General features: G+C 69.7%; 15 protein-coding genes. 3 read left to right on the top strand and 12 right to left on the bottom strand.

The annotated features are described in order from the left end of the window. From ABZX61_RS36300 to ABZX61_RS36290, 3 genes are all read left to right on the top strand, one after another. Complete coding sequence (locus ABZX61_RS36300) at positions 1 to 1,245, top strand: extracellular solute-binding protein (protein ID WP_355200656.1); 1,245 nt, start codon at positions 1 to 3, stop codon at positions 1,243 to 1,245. Positions 1,246 to 1,308: 63 nt separating this feature from the next. After that, positions 1,309 to 2,220 (top strand): sugar ABC transporter permease, encoded by a 912-nt coding sequence (locus ABZX61_RS36295; RefSeq protein ID WP_350740079.1) that lies wholly within the window; start codon positions 1,309 to 1,311, stop codon positions 2,218 to 2,220. Further along, complete coding sequence (locus ABZX61_RS36290) at positions 2,220 to 3,179, top strand: carbohydrate ABC transporter permease (RefSeq protein WP_355200654.1); 960 nt, start codon at positions 2,220 to 2,222, stop codon at positions 3,177 to 3,179. The genes ABZX61_RS36295 and ABZX61_RS36290 overlap by 1 nt, the downstream gene beginning before the upstream one ends. Here ABZX61_RS36290 and ABZX61_RS36285 read toward each other — a convergent pair. The 12 genes from ABZX61_RS36285 to ABZX61_RS36230 all read right to left on the bottom strand — a co-directional run bounded on the left by ABZX61_RS36285 (position 3,169) and on the right by ABZX61_RS36230 (position 16,483). Beyond that, complete coding sequence (locus tag ABZX61_RS36285) at positions 3,169 to 4,164, bottom strand: cellulase family glycosylhydrolase (protein WP_355200652.1); 996 nt, start codon at positions 4,162 to 4,164, stop codon at positions 3,169 to 3,171. The genes ABZX61_RS36290 and ABZX61_RS36285 overlap by 11 nt on opposite strands. After that, positions 4,161 to 6,650 (bottom strand): glycoside hydrolase family 2 TIM barrel-domain containing protein, encoded by a 2,490-nt coding sequence (locus ABZX61_RS36280; protein ID WP_355200995.1) that lies wholly within the window; start codon positions 6,648 to 6,650, stop codon positions 4,161 to 4,163. The genes ABZX61_RS36285 and ABZX61_RS36280 overlap by 4 nt, the downstream gene beginning before the upstream one ends. A 41-nt stretch (positions 6,651 to 6,691) precedes the next feature. Continuing rightward, positions 6,692 to 7,747: a LacI family DNA-binding transcriptional regulator gene (locus ABZX61_RS36275; protein WP_355200650.1), complete on the bottom strand. Its 1,056-nt coding sequence runs from the start codon at positions 7,745 to 7,747 to the stop codon at positions 6,692 to 6,694. Between the two features lie 119 nt (positions 7,748 to 7,866). Continuing rightward, entirely contained in the window at positions 7,867 to 9,828 is a 1,962-nt protein-coding gene (locus ABZX61_RS36270) for a DEAD/DEAH box helicase (RefSeq protein ID WP_350740064.1), read from the bottom strand. 308 nt (positions 9,829 to 10,136) lie between these two features. After that, positions 10,137 to 10,496: a metal-sulfur cluster assembly factor gene (locus ABZX61_RS36265; protein WP_350740061.1), complete on the bottom strand. Its 360-nt coding sequence runs from the start codon at positions 10,494 to 10,496 to the stop codon at positions 10,137 to 10,139. Beyond that, positions 10,493 to 10,930: a Fe-S cluster assembly sulfur transfer protein SufU gene (sufU, locus tag ABZX61_RS36260; RefSeq protein ID WP_350740058.1), complete on the bottom strand. Its 438-nt coding sequence runs from the start codon at positions 10,928 to 10,930 to the stop codon at positions 10,493 to 10,495. Before sufU ends, ABZX61_RS36265 begins: the two co-directional genes overlap by 4 nt. Before the next feature lie 2 nt (positions 10,931 to 10,932). Then, the gene (locus tag ABZX61_RS36255) at positions 10,933 to 12,189 is read right to left on the bottom strand and encodes a cysteine desulfurase (protein WP_350740055.1); all 1,257 of its coding nucleotides are present in this window, start codon (positions 12,187 to 12,189) and stop codon (positions 10,933 to 10,935) included. Next, a complete protein-coding gene (sufC, locus tag ABZX61_RS36250) occupies positions 12,186 to 12,932 on the bottom strand; it encodes a Fe-S cluster assembly ATPase SufC (protein WP_350740052.1) in 747 nt (248 codons plus the stop codon). Before sufC ends, ABZX61_RS36255 begins: the two co-directional genes overlap by 4 nt. A gap of 5 nt (positions 12,933 to 12,937) precedes the next feature. Further along, positions 12,938 to 13,258, bottom strand: a complete 321-nt coding sequence (locus ABZX61_RS36245) for a non-heme iron oxygenase ferredoxin subunit (RefSeq protein ID WP_350740049.1) — start codon at positions 13,256 to 13,258, stop codon at positions 12,938 to 12,940. Beyond that, a complete protein-coding gene (sufD, locus tag ABZX61_RS36240; RefSeq protein ID WP_355200648.1) occupies positions 13,255 to 14,376 on the bottom strand; it encodes a Fe-S cluster assembly protein SufD in 1,122 nt (373 codons plus the stop codon). The genes ABZX61_RS36245 and sufD overlap by 4 nt, the downstream gene beginning before the upstream one ends. Then, positions 14,376 to 15,788: a Fe-S cluster assembly protein SufB gene (sufB, locus tag ABZX61_RS36235; protein WP_350740043.1), complete on the bottom strand. Its 1,413-nt coding sequence runs from the start codon at positions 15,786 to 15,788 to the stop codon at positions 14,376 to 14,378. The genes sufD and sufB overlap by 1 nt, the downstream gene beginning before the upstream one ends. After that, positions 15,785 to 16,483: a helix-turn-helix domain-containing protein gene (locus tag ABZX61_RS36230; RefSeq protein WP_350740121.1), complete on the bottom strand. Its 699-nt coding sequence runs from the start codon at positions 16,481 to 16,483 to the stop codon at positions 15,785 to 15,787. The genes sufB and ABZX61_RS36230 overlap by 4 nt, the downstream gene beginning before the upstream one ends. Positions 16,484 to 16,567 lie beyond the last annotated feature (84 nt).

Genomic DNA, 16,567 nt, shown 5'->3' with positions numbered 1-16,567 from the left:
ATGGCAGCGTGCAGCGCGGTCCTGCTGACGGTCCTGAGCGCGGCCTGCGCCACGAGTGGCCAGACGCAGACCAAGCAGGCAGACCAGAACGCCCCCGCGACCCTGTCCTTCTGGTCCACGGGCGGAGACGACGAGACCGCGACCTTCCAGAAGGCGGCCGACCTCTACCACCAGAAGCATCCGAACGTGACGGTCAAGGTGCAGACCCTGTCGTGGAGCGACGCGTACGCCAAGCTGCTGGCCGCGGCCACCAGTCGCAACGGGCCCGACATCATCTCCGGCGGCATGACCTGGACCATCCAGTTCGGCACCAGGGGCGCCATGGTGGACCTGCGCAAGTACGGCGCCGACTCGCTCAAGGCGCAGGCGCTGCCCGCCCAGTGGGAGTCGGCCATCTCCCCTGACGGCTCGGTGTACGGCGTGCCGCTGGACATGTCGACCCTGGCCCTCTACTACCGCACCGATCTGCTGGAGAAGGCCAAGGTCGAGCCGCCCAAGACCTGGGAGGAGCTGACCGCGGCCATCGACAAGCTCAAGGCCGCCGGCGTGAAGAAGCCCTACAGCCAGGACTGGGGCAACCTGGACTGGATCGGCTACTTCAACTACCTCTACCAGGCGGGCGGCTCGTTCTACACCGCCGACTGCAAGCCCTCGCTCAACACCCCGGAGGCCGAGCAGGCGCTGACGTACTGGGCCGACCTGTACAAGAAGCACGGCGCGCCGACCGCCACCGTGGAGGGCTCCGACGCGCTGGACACCGGCACCGCGATGGTGGTGGCGGGCAACTGGATCGCCAAGGGCATCGACATCAACAAGCCGAAGCTGAAGGGCAAGTGGGCGATGTCCACGATCCCCGCGGGGCCCGCCGGGCCGACCGCGTTCATCGGCGGCCGGGCGATCGGCGTGACCTCCTTCAGCAAGTACGTCGAGACGGGCGCGGACTTCGTCACGTTCATGTACAGCGACGAGGCCATTGCCGCGATCTCGGACGAGGCCAGGAAGCGGAACATCTCCTACATCTCACCGCGGGCCGACAAGATCGTGAACGGCTCGGTGTTCGCGCCCGAGCAGGCTCAGGTGTTCGAGGCGTCGATCAAGACGGGCAAGGCCGCGCCGGGCTGCCCGGGCTGGGACGAGAGCGCGCCGGACGTGACCAAGCAGCTCCAGTCGGTCATCCTGGGCAAGTCGGATGCCAAGACCGCGCTGGCGGAGGCCGCCAAGGTCATGGAGCGCAACGCCGGTTAGCCGCTCGCCGGGACCGGCCTGTCCCGGTCCCGGTCCGGCCCCCCGATGACCTAGGAGTCTGACATGGCCTCCCCCATCCCCCTGCGCAGCAGGCTGCGCCGCTACGGCACCTCGTACGCGATGCTGCTGCCCTTCCTCGCGCTGTTCGCGGGCTTTCTGATCTGGCCGCTGGCCAACTCTCTCTATCTGAGCTTCACGAAGTTCGACGGGATCAACCCCGCCGCGTTCACCGGCCTGGAGAACTTCCAGCAGCTGGCCTCGGACGCCAGGTTCCGCCACGCGCTGGGCAACACGGCCCTGTACGTGGTCGCGTCGGTCGTGCTCGGCACGCTGCTGTCGCTGGGCCTCGCGCTGGCCTTCAGCGGCACCAGCTGGCTGCACCGGATCATGCGCACGGTGTTCTTCCTGCCGTCGGTGACCTCCTCCATCGCGCTCATGCTGATGTGGAAGTGGGTCCTCTACCCCAGCGACGTGGGCCTGGCCAACACCATCGTGGGCTGGTTCGGCGGCAAGGCCGTGGCCTGGCTGGCCACGCCGGGGCTGACGATCCCCATCCTGGTGGTCATGTCGGTGTGGGGCGGCATGGGCTACGGCATGGTGCTGTACGTGGCCGGCCTCGGCTCGATCCCCGAGGAGTACTACGAGGCCGCCAAGATCGACGGCGCCTCGACCTGGCACCGCTTCCGCCACATCACGTTGCCGCTGCTGCGTCCCGTCACCACGTATGTGGTGGTGACCGGCCTGATCGGCGCCTTCCAGGTGTTCGAGGCCGTCTACATCGTCTTCTCGTCGGGCGCCAACACCATCGGCGGCGTGCTCGACTCGGGCCTGATGATCGTCCCCTACCTCTACGACCAGGGATTCACCCACTTCAGGCTGGGCTACGCCTCGGCGATCGCCTGGGTGCTCTTCCTGATCATCTTCGTGCTGAGCCTCGTCAACCTGCGCGTGGGCCGCGCCATGAAGGAGCTGTGATGGCCGTCGCCCCGATGGACACGATCGCCCCCGCGCCGCAGCCGTCCCGGCACGCGGCGCCGGCGGGCGGCAACCGGCGCGCGAAGATCAACGGGCATCTGCTGCGCCTGCCGTTCTACCTGCTGGCGCTGACGATGATCGCGCCGTTCTACTGGCTGCTCATCACGGTGTTCAAGCCGCCGAGGGAGCTGGCCAGGACGCCGCCGTCGTTCGTGCCGCAGTCCCCCACGGTCGCCAACTTCTACGACACGGAGTGGAGCCCCAAGGGGATCAACCCCGGCCATCTGGCGGGCATCTTCCAGCGCTACCAGGTGGACATGGGGTTCTGGCGGTTCATGCTCAACAGCCTCGTCATCACCACCGCCATCACCGTCGGGTCGCTGCTGATCTGCTCGCTGGCCGCGTACGTGATCTCCAAGCACGACATCAAGGGCCGGCGGACGATCTTCCTGCTGATCATCGCGTCGATGATGGTGCCCTGGCAGACGACGCTGATCCCCAACTACGTGATCATGCGGAACCTGGGCTGGCTGGACAACTACGCCGCCTACATCGTGCCGGCGCTGGCCAAGGCGTTCGTGCTGTTCTTCCTGGTGCAGTTCCTGCAGTCGCTGCCGAACGAGCTGATCCAGGCGGCCAGGGTGGACGGCGCCGGGGAGTGGCGGATCTGGTGGAAGATCGTGCTGCCGCTGCTGCGGCCGGCGCTCGCCGCGATGTCGATCTTCATCGTGCTCGCGGAGTGGAACAACTTCCTCTGGCCGCTCATCATCGTCCAGAGCGACGAGATGGCGAACATACCCGTCGCACTGGCCAGGCTCAACTCCTACTACGTGGGCCCCGATCACCAAGGCGCGATCATGGCGGGCGGGCTGCTCGCGTCGGTCCCGACGATCGTCTTCTTCGTGATCTTCCAGAAGTACTTCACCCGCGGCATCGCCCTCAGCGGTCTCAAGGGCTGACCCGGTGCGCCTGGAGCAGCTCCAGGAGGTCCCGGTCCACCGGGAACCCGTCGAGTTGCTCGAAGCGCGCACCGGGCCGCCGGTGCCCGATCACCCCGAACGGCCCCTGGAACTCCCACAACGCGTATCCCCAGCCGAACGAGGCGAACACGCCGAGCACGTCGGACAGCCAGCGCAGCGCGACGTCGTTCGGCGTGTGGTCGTAGCAGCCGAACTCGCCCACGTGGACGGGCACGCCCTGCCCCGCCACCTCGCGCCACGGCGCGTAGAAGTCGCGCAGCTCGGCCCGGTCCCAGCGTCGTCCCTGGTAGTCGCAGGGGTAGGTGGGCTCGGCCAGGCCCTGTGAGCCGGGCCACCACTCGGCCCGGTAGTGGCTGACGCTCATCGGCGCGTAGCCGCGGGTGCTGTGGACCACGCCGAGGTCGGCCAGCTCCGGTACGGCCAGATGGCCGCCGCCCAGCCCGTCGATCACGATCGGCCGATCCGGGTCGGCCCGCCGGATCTCCGCCACCACGCGGCGGATCACCGTCTCGTGCGCCGCCCTGGTGAACCCCCGCTCCCCCACGGAGGGCGGCTCGTTGACGAGGTCGAACGAGAGCTCGTCGCCGGGCACTCCCCGGTAGCGGCGGGCGAAACCGGTCCAGATGGCGGCGAAGCCATCCTGCGCCTCGCGGTCGGCCCAGAGGTTGTGGTGCTCGCTCTCCCACCCGGTGATCACGTAGCCGGGGGCGCGGTGGAGGTTGAGCGAGAGGTGCAGGCCGCGCTCGCGACAGGCGTCGAGGTAGGTGTCCAGCACCTCGAGCACGCGCTCGTCGGGGTGGGCGTAGTCGAGCCCGTCGGTCCAGAAGCGGTAGTCGCACGGCATGCGGACGAAGTCGAAGCCCCACGCGGCGATCGCGTCCAGCACCCGCTCGTCCACGGATGCCGGCTTCACACCGGGGTCCTTCCAGAACATCCACTGCAGGTTGAACCCGTATCGCCTCATGCTTCCACCACCACATCGTTGACGCAGCGCAGCACCGGCACGCGGACGAGGGCCTGCTCGTCCAGGCCCGCCGTGTCGATCAGGAACTCGGCCCGCTCGCCCGGCAGCAGCGTGACGAGCTGGTCGTCGGCCTCGGCGGCCGGGTCCAGCCGGTCGGGGAAGACGGCCAGGTCGCGCAGGAGCGTGCGCGCGGTGACCGTCAGCCGCAGCCCGCCGGGGACGGCCTCGGCCGCGGTGTCGTAGCGCGGCTCGGGCAGGCGCAGGTCCCGGTCGGGCACGAAGAACCACAGCGCCCGCGCCACCGCCGGCTCGCCACCGCCCGGCGCGGCGATCGGCTCGCCCGCCCGGTCGTCCGGCCCGGTGATCGCGGCGGCGATCGGCTCGCTTGCCGGGTCGTCCGGCTCGGTGATCGCGGCGATGATCAGCTCACTCGCCGGGTCGCCCGGCTCGGCGACGGGCGCGGCCAGCGGCAGGGTGACGACCGCCCGGGGCGGCACGTCCAGCGCGAGGTCCTGCGCCGCGAGCTCGCTGCCGTCGAAGCCGTGCCGTACGGCCCGCGCCGACGCCCGCCACGGCCGCGCGCTGTCGTTGACGGCGACCAGCGCCATCCCGCCATCGCGCGGCTGCACCGTCAGCAGCCGATCGGCGTACGCCCTGCGCAGCGCGTGGAACAGCGGCTTCCTCCGCCCGTCCCCGTCCACGGCCGACCACGACGTGACCGGCCAGCAGTCGTTGAGCTGCCACACCACGCTGCCCGCGCAGTGCGGCCACAGGGCCCTGAAGTGCTCCACCCCGAGCTGGATGGCACGCGCCTGGTTGACCTGGGTGAGGTAGTGCCAGTCGTCGAAGGTCCCGGGGACCGGGAAGTGCGGCTTGAGCCCGGCGGCCAGCTTGAGGTTGCCGTCGACGGCCTTCTGGTGGTGCAGCAGGCCCCGGGAGTCGGGCAGCAGCGGCTCGTCGCTGATCGCCCGGCGGATCGTGGCGTACGCGGCGGGCCCCTGGAAGCCGAACTCGGCGGCCATGCGCGGCCGGTAGTCGCGGTAGACGGTGTAGTCGCGTTCGTTCCACACGTCCCAGATGTGCATGGTGCCGCGGGCCGGGTCGTTGGGCGGCAGATCCATGGAGCCCGAGTAGGGGCTGCCCGGCCAGTACGGGCGGGTCGGGTCCAGCTCGGCCACGACGCGCGGCAGCGTCTCCAGGTAGAAGCCGCCTCCCCAGCTGCGCCCCTGGAGCGGCTCCTGCCAGCCCCAGTCGGCGTAGCCCTCGATGTTCTCGTTGTTGCCGCACCACAGGACCAGGCTCGGGTGCGCGCTCAGCCTGGCGACCTGCTCGCGCGCCTCCGCCTCCACCTCGGCCCCGATCGGGTCCTCCTCGGGGTAGGCGGCGCAGGCGAACGGGAAGTCCTGCCAGACCATCAGCCCGAGCCGGTCACACAGGTCGTAGAAGTCCTCGCTCTCGTACAGGCCGCCGCCCCACACGCGGACGAGGTTGACGTTCGTCTCGCAGGCCTGGGCGAGCCGGGCGGCGTAGCGGTCGCGGCCCACCCTGGTGGGGAAGCAGTCGTCGGGGATCCAGTTGACCCCTCTGACGAACACCTCGACCCCATTGACGGCCAGGGTGAACGCGCCGTCCTCGGTACGCAGCCGCACCTCGCGCAGCCCGATCCGGCGGCGCCACACGTCCTCGCCGGCCGTCACCTCGAGCTCGTAGAGCGGCTGCTCGCCGTACCCGCGCGGCCACCACAGCTCCGGGTCGGGCACCTCCAGCGTGAGCACGGCCTCGTCGCCGTCCTCGGGGATCACGGCGCGGGCCGTCACCCCCTTGATCGCCGCGCTCACCTCGGCGGCGCCCGTCTTCTCCACCCGGACGTGGACGTCCACCCTGGCCGTCCCGTCCTCGACGGTCACCAGCGGCCGGACCTCGGCGATCCTGGCCCCGCTCCACTCGTGCAGCCCGATCGGCCGCCAGATGCCCGCCGTGATCAGCGTCGGGCCCCAGTCCCAGCCGAAGTTGCAGGCCATCTTCCTGATGAAGTTGTAGGGCTGGGTGTAGGCGCCCGGCCGGTGGCCGAGCTCCTCCCGCAGCCGCTCGGCGTATTCGAGCGCCGACCCGAACGTGACCGTCAGCCGGTTGCTCCCGGTCCGCAGCGCGTGGCGAACGTCGAACCGGTACGAGCGGTGCATGTTCGCGGACTCGCCCACCCGCACGCCGTTGAGCTCGACGGCCGCCACGGTGTCGAGCCCCTGGCACACGAGGTCGACGTGCTCGTGCCCGGTGCCGTCCCACGAGAACTCCGTCTCGTAACGCCACTCGGTGCGCCCGATCCAGGCCAGGTGGGTCTCGTTGTCGTCGAGGTAGGGATCGGGGATCAGCCCCGCGGCGAGCAGGTCGGTGTGCACGCAACCTGGGACGGTGGCCGGGGCCCGCACGTCGCCGCTCGCGGAGCGGACGGTCCAGGCTTCATGAAGGGGGCGGAACGGGCTCATCAACCCTCCGAGCTCGAGCAGCGGGAATGGCAATCGCATCACTAAACCCGTTTAGTTTCAATGTTTCCGGCCATTAACTGAACGGGTTCACGTACGGGCGCGGTGCTGCCTCTGCTGACCATGCGCGGGTTGGCCTGCCGCGCGTCGGCCACCTCGCGGCCCTGCACCAGATCGAGCAGGGCGCGGGCGGCGTGGGCGCCGCAGGCGGCGATGTCCCTGCTGACCGCCGTCAGGTGCGGCCGGGCCAGCAGGCACAGGGCGGAGTCGTCCCAGGCCACGACGGACAGCTCGCCGGGCACCGAGATCCCGGCCTCGCGGGCGGCGGCGGTGCCCGCGACCGCCATCACGTCGTTGTCGTACACGATGGCGGTGGGCCGGTCCGGCCCGCGCAGGAGGTCGAGCGTGGCGCGCTCGCCGCTCTCGCCGCCGTAGTCGGCGTACACGGTGACGCTCTCGACGCCCAGCCGGGCGGCGGCGGCCCGCATGGCGGCGGTCCTGACGCCGGTGTGCATGAGCTCCTCGGGGCCCGCGACCCTGGCGATCCTGCGGTGCCCCAGCCCGGCCAGGTGCTCGATCACGGCGGCGAGCGCGCCGCCGTCGTCGATCCACACGGCGGGCAGCCGCCCGGTCCCGCCGGGGCCGCCGATGACCACGGCGGGCAGCCGCAGCTCCTCCAGCACGGCGATCCTGGCGTCCTCGACCCGCAGGTCCACGACGAACACCCCGGCGACCCGGTGCTGCGCCCACCATTTGCGGTAGATCGAGATCTCGGCCTCGTGCTCCTCGGTCATCTGCAGCAGCAGCCCCACGGACGCGGCCGACAGCGTGGCCTCGATGCCGGAGATCAGCTGCATGAAGAACGGCTCCAGCCCCAGCGTGCGCGCCGGGCGGTCCACGACCAGGCCCAGCACGTCCGGCCGGCCGTCGAACAGGGCCCGCGCCAGGCTGTTGGGCTGCCAGCCCAGCTCGGCGGCGATGGCCTGGATGCGGCGGCGCGTCTCGCTGGAGACGCCGGGACGGCCGTTCAGCGCGAACGACACGGCCCCTTTCGAGACGCCGGCCCTGCGCGCGATGTCGTCGATCGTGGGTCGCTTCATCGGCCGCCCCTTGGATTTACCGGTTCATATATGTCGCCAAGCGCGACTCTACGGCAAATGACACCGCCCGCCGTACCCCTTGCGGGGTCCGGCGGGCGGGTGGGAGATGAAGCTGCGGGTCAGCGCTCGAAGCGACGGCCCGAGTTACGGCTGTAGCCGCCGCCGTTGCCGCGCTCGTCCGAACGGCCGCCGCCCGAGCGGTAGCCGTCGCGCGGGCCGCGCTCGTCCGAACGGCCACCACCGGAGCGGTAACCGTCGCGCGGGCCGCGCTCGTCGGAGCGGGGGCCACGATCGCGGTCGGCCGAGAACGGGCGGCTGCGGTCGGAGGCGTAGCGTCCGCCGCGGTCGTCCGAACGGTAGCCACCGCCACCGCGCTGGCCGCGGTCGTCCTGGCGGAACGGCCGGTCGTCCGAGCGGTAGCCGCCGCGCGGCCCGCTGTCACGGCGCCGGTCGTCCCCGAAGGTCCGCGGCTCCTGCGAGCGCCCGAAGGGCCGCTCACCCTCGGCGTGCGGCCGGGAACGACGGTCCTCGCCGGAGTTGAAGGGCCGCTCGCCGTCCTGGTGACGGCGCGGGCGACGGTCGTCACCGGAGTTGAAGGAACGCTCGCCGTCCTGGTGACGGCGCGGGCGACGGTCATCGCCCGACCCGAACGAACGCTCGCCGTCCTCGTGACGCCGGGGGCGGCGGTCGCCGTCGAAGTCGCGGCGGGGGCGGCGGCCGTTGCGGCGCTCGCCCTGACCGCCGCCGCCCTCACGGCGGGGGCGCAGGGGCTTGCGCACGTCCGGCTCCCAGACCGGGATGGCCTCGCCGCTCGGCATGCGGGCGCCGGTCACCTCGGCCACCCGCGGGTGGCCGGGCGTAGCCTTCAGGCGGAACGGGTGGATGCCGGCCCGCCGGGTGAGCGCGTCGGTGGAGCGACGCTCGCTGGGCAGCACCAGCGTGACCACGGTGCCCTTCTCACCGGCGCGGGCGGTGCGGCCACCCCGGTGCAGGTAGCTCTTGTGGTCCTGGGGCGGGTCCACGTGCAGCACCAGGCTGATGTTGTCGACGTGGATGCCGCGCGCCGCGACGTCGGTGCAGACGAGCACGTTGATGGCGCCCTCGCGGAACTCGGCGAGGATGCGGGTGCGCTGGTTCTGGCGCTTGCCGCCGTGCAGGCCGCCCGACTTGACGCCGACCCTGGCCAGCTGCTTGCAGAGCCGGTCGACGCCGTGCTGGGTGCGGACGAAGATGATCGTACGGCCCTCACGGTTGGCGATCTCGGCGATGACGTCGAACTTCTCGTCGCGCGTGACCTGCATCACGTGGTGCTCCATGGTGTCGACCGGCGAGGTCGCGGGGGCCACGGAGTGGGTGATCGGGTTCTTGAGGAAGCGCTGCACCAGCTTGTCGACGTCGCCGTCGAGCGTGGCGGAGAACAGCAGCCGCTGCCCGTCGGCCGGGGTCTGCGCGAGCAGGTCGGTGACGACGGGGAAGAAGCCGAGGTCGCACATGTGGTCGGCCTCGTCCAGGACGCTGACCTCGACGTCGGCGAGCGAGCACTCACCCTGCCGGATGAGGTCGCCGAGCCGGCCGGGCGTGGCGATGACGATGTCGACGCCGCGCCGCAGCGCCTCGATCTGCTTGCCCATGGACATGCCGCCCACGACGACCTTCATGCGCAGGCCCAGGCCGCGGCCGAGCGGCTCCAGCGCGTCGTGCACCTGGAGCGCGAGCTCACGGGTGGGCACGAGGATCATCGCGCGGGGGTGGCCGGGGGCCGGCCGCACGCCCGCGAGGCGGGCCATGGTGGGCAGTCCGAACGCGAGCGTCTTGCCGGAGCCGGTCTGGCCGCGGCCGAGCACGTCGTTGCCGGCGAGCACGTCGGGAATGGTCGCGCTCTGGATGGGGAACGGGCTGTCGATGCCCTGCTTGGCCAGCCCGGTGATGAGCGGCTTGGGCAGGCCGAGCAGCTCGAACTCCGACGGCCTCGGGTCGGCGTCTCTGCCAGAGGCCGAGGCCGTCTGGCCGGAAGGGGCCGGCGAGTCGGAGCCCGCCGCACCGGCGGTCTCGTCGAACGCGGGCATGACAGCGTCAAGCATGGTCACGAAAGTCGTGCCTTTCAGTCGAAGTGGCACGTCACTTCTGCGAAAGGACGAGCCGGGACGTGCGGCGCACGCCGCACAGGGGTTCTGGTCACCCGCCGTACGGGCGGGTCAAATCATTTAAGGGGGGAACACACCGGGCACCGGCCGCAGGCGATGCAGACGCGCGATGAGACGTCAGGTGCGTTTGGTACCAACGCCGGGATGCTATCTGAAATTCCCCGGACGGGCCCGGACCTTCCGCAACCCTCTATGGCACGCTGAAACGGCTGACGAGTCAACATCAGCCGTTTCAGCAGAAAAGATCAGACATTGAATCCTAGCATACGGAGCTGATCGCGCCCTTCGTCGGTGATCTTGTCCGGGCCCCACGGCGGCAGCCAGACCCAGTTGATCTTGACGTCGGACACCATGCCGTCGAGCGCCGAGTGGGCCTGGTCCTCGATGACGTCGGTCAGCGGGCAGGCCGCGCTGGTCAGCGTCATGTCGATGGTCGCCACGGGCCGCGCGCCGTCGGCGGGGTCGAGGTTGAGCCCGTAGATGAGGCCCAGGTCGACCACGTTGATGCCGAGCTCGGGGTCCACGACGTCCTTGAGCGCCTCCATGACCTCTTCGACGGTGGTCTCGCCGTCGAAGTCGGTCGGAGTCTCCACCGGCTTACTCATCGGGCACTCCTCACTACCGCATCCTTGTAGGCCATCCACGAAAGCAGCGCGCATTTGACGCGCGCCGGGAACTTGGCCACGCCCGCGAACGCGACCGCGTCGCCGAGCACCTCTTCGTCCGCCTCGACCTGTCCCCTGCCCTGCATGAGCCTGGTGAACTCGTCGACCACGGAGAGCGTCTCCTCGACCGTCGAGCCGGTGGCGAGCTCGTGCAGCACCGAGGCGGCGGCCTGGCTGATCGAACAGCCCTGTCCGTCGTAGGAGACGTCCAGGACCTTGCCCCCGTCGCCCACCTTCACCCTGAGCGTGATCTCGTCGCCGCACGTGGGGTTCACGTGGTGAACCTCGGCGTCGTACGGCTCACGCAGCCCCCGCCCCTGCGGGTGTTTGTAGTGCTCCAGGATCAGCTCCTGGTACATCGACTCGCCGATCATGGCTATGCGAACACCTTCTGAACGTGATGGAGGCCGCGGACCAGAGCGTCGATCTCGCCCGTGGTGTTGTACAGGTAGAACGACGCCCGCGTGGTCGCCGGTATTCCAAAGCGTAGGTGCAGGGGACGCGCGCAGTGGTGACCGACGCGTACGGCGACGCCGAACTGGTCGTCGAGGATCTGGCCGACGTCGTGCGGGTGGATGCCCGCCAGCGTGAACGACACCGTGCCGCCCCGCTGCTCCAGCGAGTCGGGCCCGATGAGGCGCAGGGTGGGCACCTCGCGCAGGGCGTCGAGCGCGTAGGCCGTCAGCGTACGCTCGTGCGCCTCGATGGCCTCCATGCCGACCTCGGTGAGGTAGTCGACGGCCGCGCCCAGCCCGATGGCCTCGACGATCGGCGGCGTGCCGGCCTCGAACTTGTGCGGCACCGGCGCGTACGTCGAGTGGTCCATCCAGACCGCCTCGATCATCTCGCCGCCGCCCAGGAACGGGGGCATGGCGTCGAGCAGCTCGGCCTTGCCCCACAGGACGCCGATGCCCGACGGGCCGACCATCTTGTGGCCGGTGAAGGCCACGAAGTCGGCGCCCAGCTCGGTGACATCGACCGGGTGGTGCGGCACGGACTGCGACGCGTCCAGCATGATCAGCGCGCCGACCTCGTGCGCCCGCCTGGCCACCTCGGCGACCGGGTTGACGGTGCCGAGCACGTTGGACTGGTGGGCGATCGAGACGATCTTCGTCCGTTCGGTGATCACGGACGGGTCGTAGTCGAGCCGTCCCTCGTCGGTGACGCCGAACCACTTCAGCGTCGCACCGGTGCGCTGCGCGAGCAGCTGCCACGGCACGATGTTGGAGTGGTGCTCCATCTCGGAGATGACGATCTCGTCGCCGGCCCCGAGCGTGAAGCGCGGATCGGTGTTGATGGGGTTGCCGAAGGCGTACGCGACGAGGTTGAGCGCCTCGGAGGCGTTCTTGGTGAAGATCACCTCGTCGCGCGACGGCGCCCCGACGAACGCGGCGACTCTGTCGCGGGCGCCCTCGTAGGCGTCGGTCGATTCGGCGCCGAGCACGTGCATGGCCCGTCCGACGTTGCTGTAGTGCAGCGCGAAGTGGTCACGCATGGTCTCGATGACCTGGTTGGGCTTCTGTGAGGAGTTGCCCGAGTCGAGATAGACGAGCGGGCGCCCGTCGGGCAGCTCGCGGGAGAAGACCGGGAAATCCTTCCTGATCTTCTCCACGTCAAAGCTGAGCTGTGTCATGCAGATGCCTTCGTGTACTGCTCGTAGCCCTCGGCCTCGAGCTTCTCGGCCAGCTCGGGGCCGCCCTCCTCGACGATCCGGCCGGCCGCGAAGACGTGGACGAAGTCCGGCTTCACGTAGCGCAGGATGCGGGTGTAGTGCGTGATCAGCAGCACGCCGGTCTCGCCGGAGGCGCGGAAGCGGTTGATGCCCTCCGACACCACGCGCAGCGCGTCGACGTCGAGGCCGGAGTCGGTCTCGTCGAGCACCGCGATCTTCGGCTTGAGCAGCTCGAGCTGGAGGATCTCGTGGCGCTTCTTCTCACCGCCGGAGAAGCCCTCGTTGAGGTTGCGCTGGGCGAAGGCGGCGTCGATGGACAGCGCGTCCATGCCGTTCTTGAGGTCCTTGGCGAACTCGCGCAGCTTCGGCGCCTCGCCGCGGACCGCGGTGACGGCCGAGCGCAGGAAGTTCGAGACCGACACGCCGGGGACCTCGACCGGGTACTGCATGGCCAGGAACAGGCCAGCGCGGGCCCGCTCGTCGACCGACAGCTCCAGCAGGTCCACGCCGTCGAGCAGCACCTGGCCGCCGGTGATCGTGTATTTCGGGTGGCCGGCGATCGCGTAGGCGAGCGTCGACTTGCCCGAGCCGTTGGGGCCCATGATGGCGTGGGTCTCGCCGGAGTTGACGGTCAGGTTGACGCCGCGCAGGATTTCTTTGTCCTCGACGGCGACGTGGAGGTCGCGGATCTCAAGGGTGGACATTGTTGTTATGACTCCTTCGAGAGCGAGACGAGCACGTCATCGCCGTCGATCTTGACTGTGTAGACGTTCACGGGCTGGGTGGCGGGCGGGCCGGTGGGCTTGCCGGAGCGCACGTCGAAGCACGAGCCGTGCAGCCAGCACTCCAGGGTGCCGTCGTAGACCTCGCCCTCGCTGAGCTTCACCTCGGCGTGGGAGCAGACGTCGCGCAGGGCGAACACCTCGCCGCCCTTGCGCACGAGCGCCACCGGCGTCTCGTCGACCTCCACCCCGATGACTCCCCCGTCGGGGATGTCGTCGAGCTTGCAGACCTTCTCGAACGAACTCATCTCGCGAGCTCCGCCTCCAGCGCGCTCAGCACGCGCTCGCGGATCTCCTCGACCTCGATCTTCTCGACGAGCTGGCCGAGGAAGCCCCTGATGACCAGGCGGCGGGCCTCGTCGTAGGGGATGCCGCGGGCCTGGAGGTAGAAGATGTGCTCGTCGTCGAGCCGGCCGGAGGCGGAGGCGTGCCCCGCCCCGGCGACCTCGCCGGTGAGGATCTCCAGGTTGGGCACCGAGTCGGCGCGGGCGCCGTCGGTCAGGATGAGGTTGCGGTTGAGCTCGTAGGTGTCGGTGCCCTCGGCCTCGACCCTGATGATCACGTCGCCGATCCAGACGGCGTGCGCGTCCTCGCCCTGCAGGGCGCCGCGGTAGTCGACGTTGCTCTTGCAGTTGGGCTGCGAGTGGTCGACCAGCAGGCGGTGCTCCAGGTGCTGCCCGGCGTCCACGAAGTAGACGCCCGACATGTCGGCGTCGCCGCCGGGAGCGGTGTAGGACACGTTGGGCGACAGGCGTACGAGGTCGCCGCCGAGCGTCACCACGAAGCTGCGGAACGTCGCGTCCTTGGCCAGCTGCGCGTGGTGGTGGGAGACGTGGACCGCGTCGTCGTCCCAGTCCTGCAGGCTGACGACCCTGAGCGAGGCCCCGTCGCCGACGACGAACTCGATGTTGTCGGCGTAGACCGCGCTGCCCTTGTGGTCGAGCACGATCACGGCCTCGGCCAGCGGCTCCACCTTGACCACGATGTGGCCGTACGCGGCGCCGTCACCGGAGCCGGTGAGCGTGAGCACGGTCGGCTTGGAGGTGACGGCCTCGCGCGGCACCGTGATGACGGTGGCCTTCTCGAAGCTGTTCCACGCCTGGGCGCTGACCCGGTCGGTGGGCACGAAGGCCTTGCCGACCCGGGCGTCGTCGCGGCCGACCGTCTCGACCGTGACCTCGGGCGCCGCGTCGACGTCCGCCCGGACGTGACCGACGGCCTCGGCCTTGCCGCTGTGCAGGCCCTTGAGGCGGGAGAGCGGCGTGAAGCGCCACGCCTCCTCGCGCCCGGTCGGGACCTCGAAGTCGCCCAGCTCGTAGGACGCCTTCTCGTGCAAGGTCGACAAGGGCTTCTCGTTCAGGCCCATCAGCCGACGGCTCCTTCCATCTGCAGCTCGATCAGCCGGTTGAGCTCGAGCGCGTATTCCATGGGCAGCTCACGCGCGATCGGCTCCACGAAGCCGCGCACGATCATCGCCATCGCCTCGTCCTCGTCGAGCCCGCGGCTCATGAGGTAGAAGAGCTGGTCCTCGCTGACCTTGGAGACCGTGGCCTCGTGGCCCATCTTGACGTCGTCCTCGCGGACGTCGACGTAGGGGTAGGTGTCGGAGCGGCTGATCTGGTCGACCAGCAGGGCGTCGCACTTGACGGTGCTGGCGCTGCCGTGGGCGCCCTCCTCGATCTGCACGAGACCCCGGTAGGAGGTGCGGCCGCCGCCGCGCGCCACCGACTTGGAGATGACGCTGGAGCTGGTGTTGGGCGCCAGGTGCACCATCTTGGAGCCGGCGTCCTGGTGCTGGCCCTCGCCCGCGAACGCGACGCTCAGCGTCTCGCCCTTGGCGTGCTCGCCCATCAGGTAGACGGCCGGGTACTTCATCGTGACCTTGGAGCCGATGTTGCCGTCGATCCACTCCATGGTCGCGCCCTCGTAGGCCACGGCGCGCTTGGTGACCAGGTTGTAGACGTTGTTCGACCAGTTCTGGATGGTCGTGTAACGGCAGCGGGCGTTCTTCTTCACGATGATCTCGACGACCGCGCTGTGCAGCGAGTCGGAGGAGTAGATCGGCGCGGTGCAGCCCTCGACGTAATGGACGTAGCTGTTCTCGTCCACGATGATCAGGGTCCGCTCGAACTGGCCCATGTTCTCGGTGTTGATCCGGAAGTAGGCCTGCAGCGGGATCTCGACCTCGATGTTCGGCGGCACGTAGATGAACGAGCCACCGGACCACACGGCGCTGTTGAGGGCGGCGAACTTGTTGTCGCCCACCGGGATGACCGAGCCGAAGTATTCCTGGAAGATCTCCGGGTGCTCCTTCAGGCCCGTGTCGGTGTCGAGGAAGATGACGCCCTTCTCCTCGAGGTCCTCACGGATCTTGTGGTAGACGACCTCGGACTCGTACTGGGCGGCGACACCGGCGATGAGGCGCTGCTTCTCCGCCTCGGGGATGCCGAGCTTGTCGTAGGTGTTCTTGATGTCGGCGGGCAGCTCGTCCCAGGAAGCGGCCTGCTTCTCGGTGGAGCGCACGAAGTACTTGATGTTGTCGAAGTCGATGCCGGTGAGGTCAGAGCCCCAGGTGGGCAGCGGCTTGCGGTCGAACAGGCGGAGGCCCTTCAGGCGAAGGTCGAGCATCCACTCCGGCTCGTTCTTCAGAGCGGAGATGTTGCGGACGACCTCCTCGGACAGGCCGCGCTTGGCCGCCGCCCCGGCGGCATCCGGGTCGGCCCAGCCGAACTTGTAATTCCCGAGGCCTTCCAGCTCCGGGCGGTCGGTGACAGTCACCTTCCGGTCTCCTTGCTCTTGTCTCTATGTGCGGATTCACCCAGCGACTGTGGGCTCACATGTGTCGTGCAGACCCCGTCGCCGTGGGCGATCGTGGCCAGGCGCTGCACCGGGGTGCCGAGCAGCTGCGCGAACGCCTCTGTCTCGGCCTCGCACAGCTGCGGGAACTCCGCAGCCGCGTGGGCCACCGGGCAGTGGTGCTGGCAGAGCTGGTCGCCGCCCGACTTGGCCTTGCTGGCCGAGGCGGCATACCCCTCCGCCGACAGCGCCTGCGCCAGCACTTGTACGCGCTGGTCCGCCGGCACCGTCCGCATGACCGGCTCCAGCCGCTTGAGCAGGCTCGAGACCTGCAGACGGGCGAAGTCGGCCACCGCTTCCTCTCCCATGCGCTCGGCCAGGAAGCGCAGCGCGCTCCCGGCGAGGTCGTCATAGGCGTGCTCGAAAGCACTGCGCCCCGCGTCGGTGATCGCGAACAGCTTGGCGGGGCGTCCGCGCCCGCGCTGCCCGCGCGGCCCGACCGTGCGAGGCTCTATCATCCCGTCAGCCAGCAGCGCGTCCAGGTGGCGGCGGACGGCGGCGGAGGTGAGCCCCAGCCGCTCGCCCAGCGCGGCGGCCGCGACGGGACCATGCTCAAGGATCAGCCGGGCGACGCGGGCACGCGTGCTCCGCTCGCTTCCTGGCTCGATCCCCGGCATGTTTTTCACAACATCAGTGTGCCGTAATTCCTTCCCGGTTCACAAACGGATCTGAGCAGCCCGGGAATGGAATTTCTCACGCAG

Source organism: Nonomuraea sp. NPDC003709 (genome assembly GCF_040610775.1).
GTDB lineage: Bacteria > Actinomycetota > Actinomycetes > Streptosporangiales > Streptosporangiaceae > Nonomuraea > Nonomuraea angiospora_A.
Note: the sequence above shows the minus strand (reverse complement) of the source record. Positions and strands in the feature narration are given on the sequence as shown.

Bases quoted from the DNA above. Each gene is read 5' to 3' on its own strand.
- sufD (WP_355200648.1), bottom strand. From the start codon at position 14,376: ATGGGCCTGAACGAGAAGCCCTTGTCGACCTTGCACGAGAAGGCGTCC.
- ABZX61_RS36295 (WP_350740079.1), top strand. From the start codon at position 1,309: ATGGCCTCCCCCATCCCCCTGCGCAGCAGGCTGCGCCGCTACGGCACC.
- ABZX61_RS36275 (WP_355200650.1), bottom strand. From the start codon at position 7,747: ATGAAGCGACCCACGATCGACGACATCGCGCGCAGGGCCGGCGTCTCG.
- ABZX61_RS36285 (WP_355200652.1), bottom strand. From the start codon at position 4,164: ATGAGGCGATACGGGTTCAACCTGCAGTGGATGTTCTGGAAGGACCCC.
- ABZX61_RS36265 (WP_350740061.1), bottom strand. From the start codon at position 10,496: ATGAGTAAGCCGGTGGAGACTCCGACCGACTTCGACGGCGAGACCACC.
- ABZX61_RS36270 (WP_350740064.1), bottom strand. From the start codon at position 9,828: ATGCTTGACGCTGTCATGCCCGCGTTCGACGAGACCGCCGGTGCGGCG.
- ABZX61_RS36300 (WP_355200656.1), top strand. From the start codon at position 1: ATGGCAGCGTGCAGCGCGGTCCTGCTGACGGTCCTGAGCGCGGCCTGC.
- ABZX61_RS36230 (WP_350740121.1), bottom strand. From the start codon at position 16,483: ATGCCGGGGATCGAGCCAGGAAGCGAGCGGAGCACGCGTGCCCGCGTC.
- ABZX61_RS36255 (WP_350740055.1), bottom strand. From the start codon at position 12,189: ATGACACAGCTCAGCTTTGACGTGGAGAAGATCAGGAAGGATTTCCCG.
- sufC (WP_350740052.1), bottom strand. From the start codon at position 12,932: ATGTCCACCCTTGAGATCCGCGACCTCCACGTCGCCGTCGAGGACAAA.
- sufU (WP_350740058.1), bottom strand. From the start codon at position 10,930: ATGATCGGCGAGTCGATGTACCAGGAGCTGATCCTGGAGCACTACAAA.
- ABZX61_RS36245 (WP_350740049.1), bottom strand. From the start codon at position 13,258: ATGAGTTCGTTCGAGAAGGTCTGCAAGCTCGACGACATCCCCGACGGG.
- ABZX61_RS36290 (WP_355200654.1), top strand. From the start codon at position 2,220: ATGGCCGTCGCCCCGATGGACACGATCGCCCCCGCGCCGCAGCCGTCC.
- ABZX61_RS36280 (WP_355200995.1), bottom strand. From the start codon at position 6,650: ATGAGCCCGTTCCGCCCCCTTCATGAAGCCTGGACCGTCCGCTCCGCG.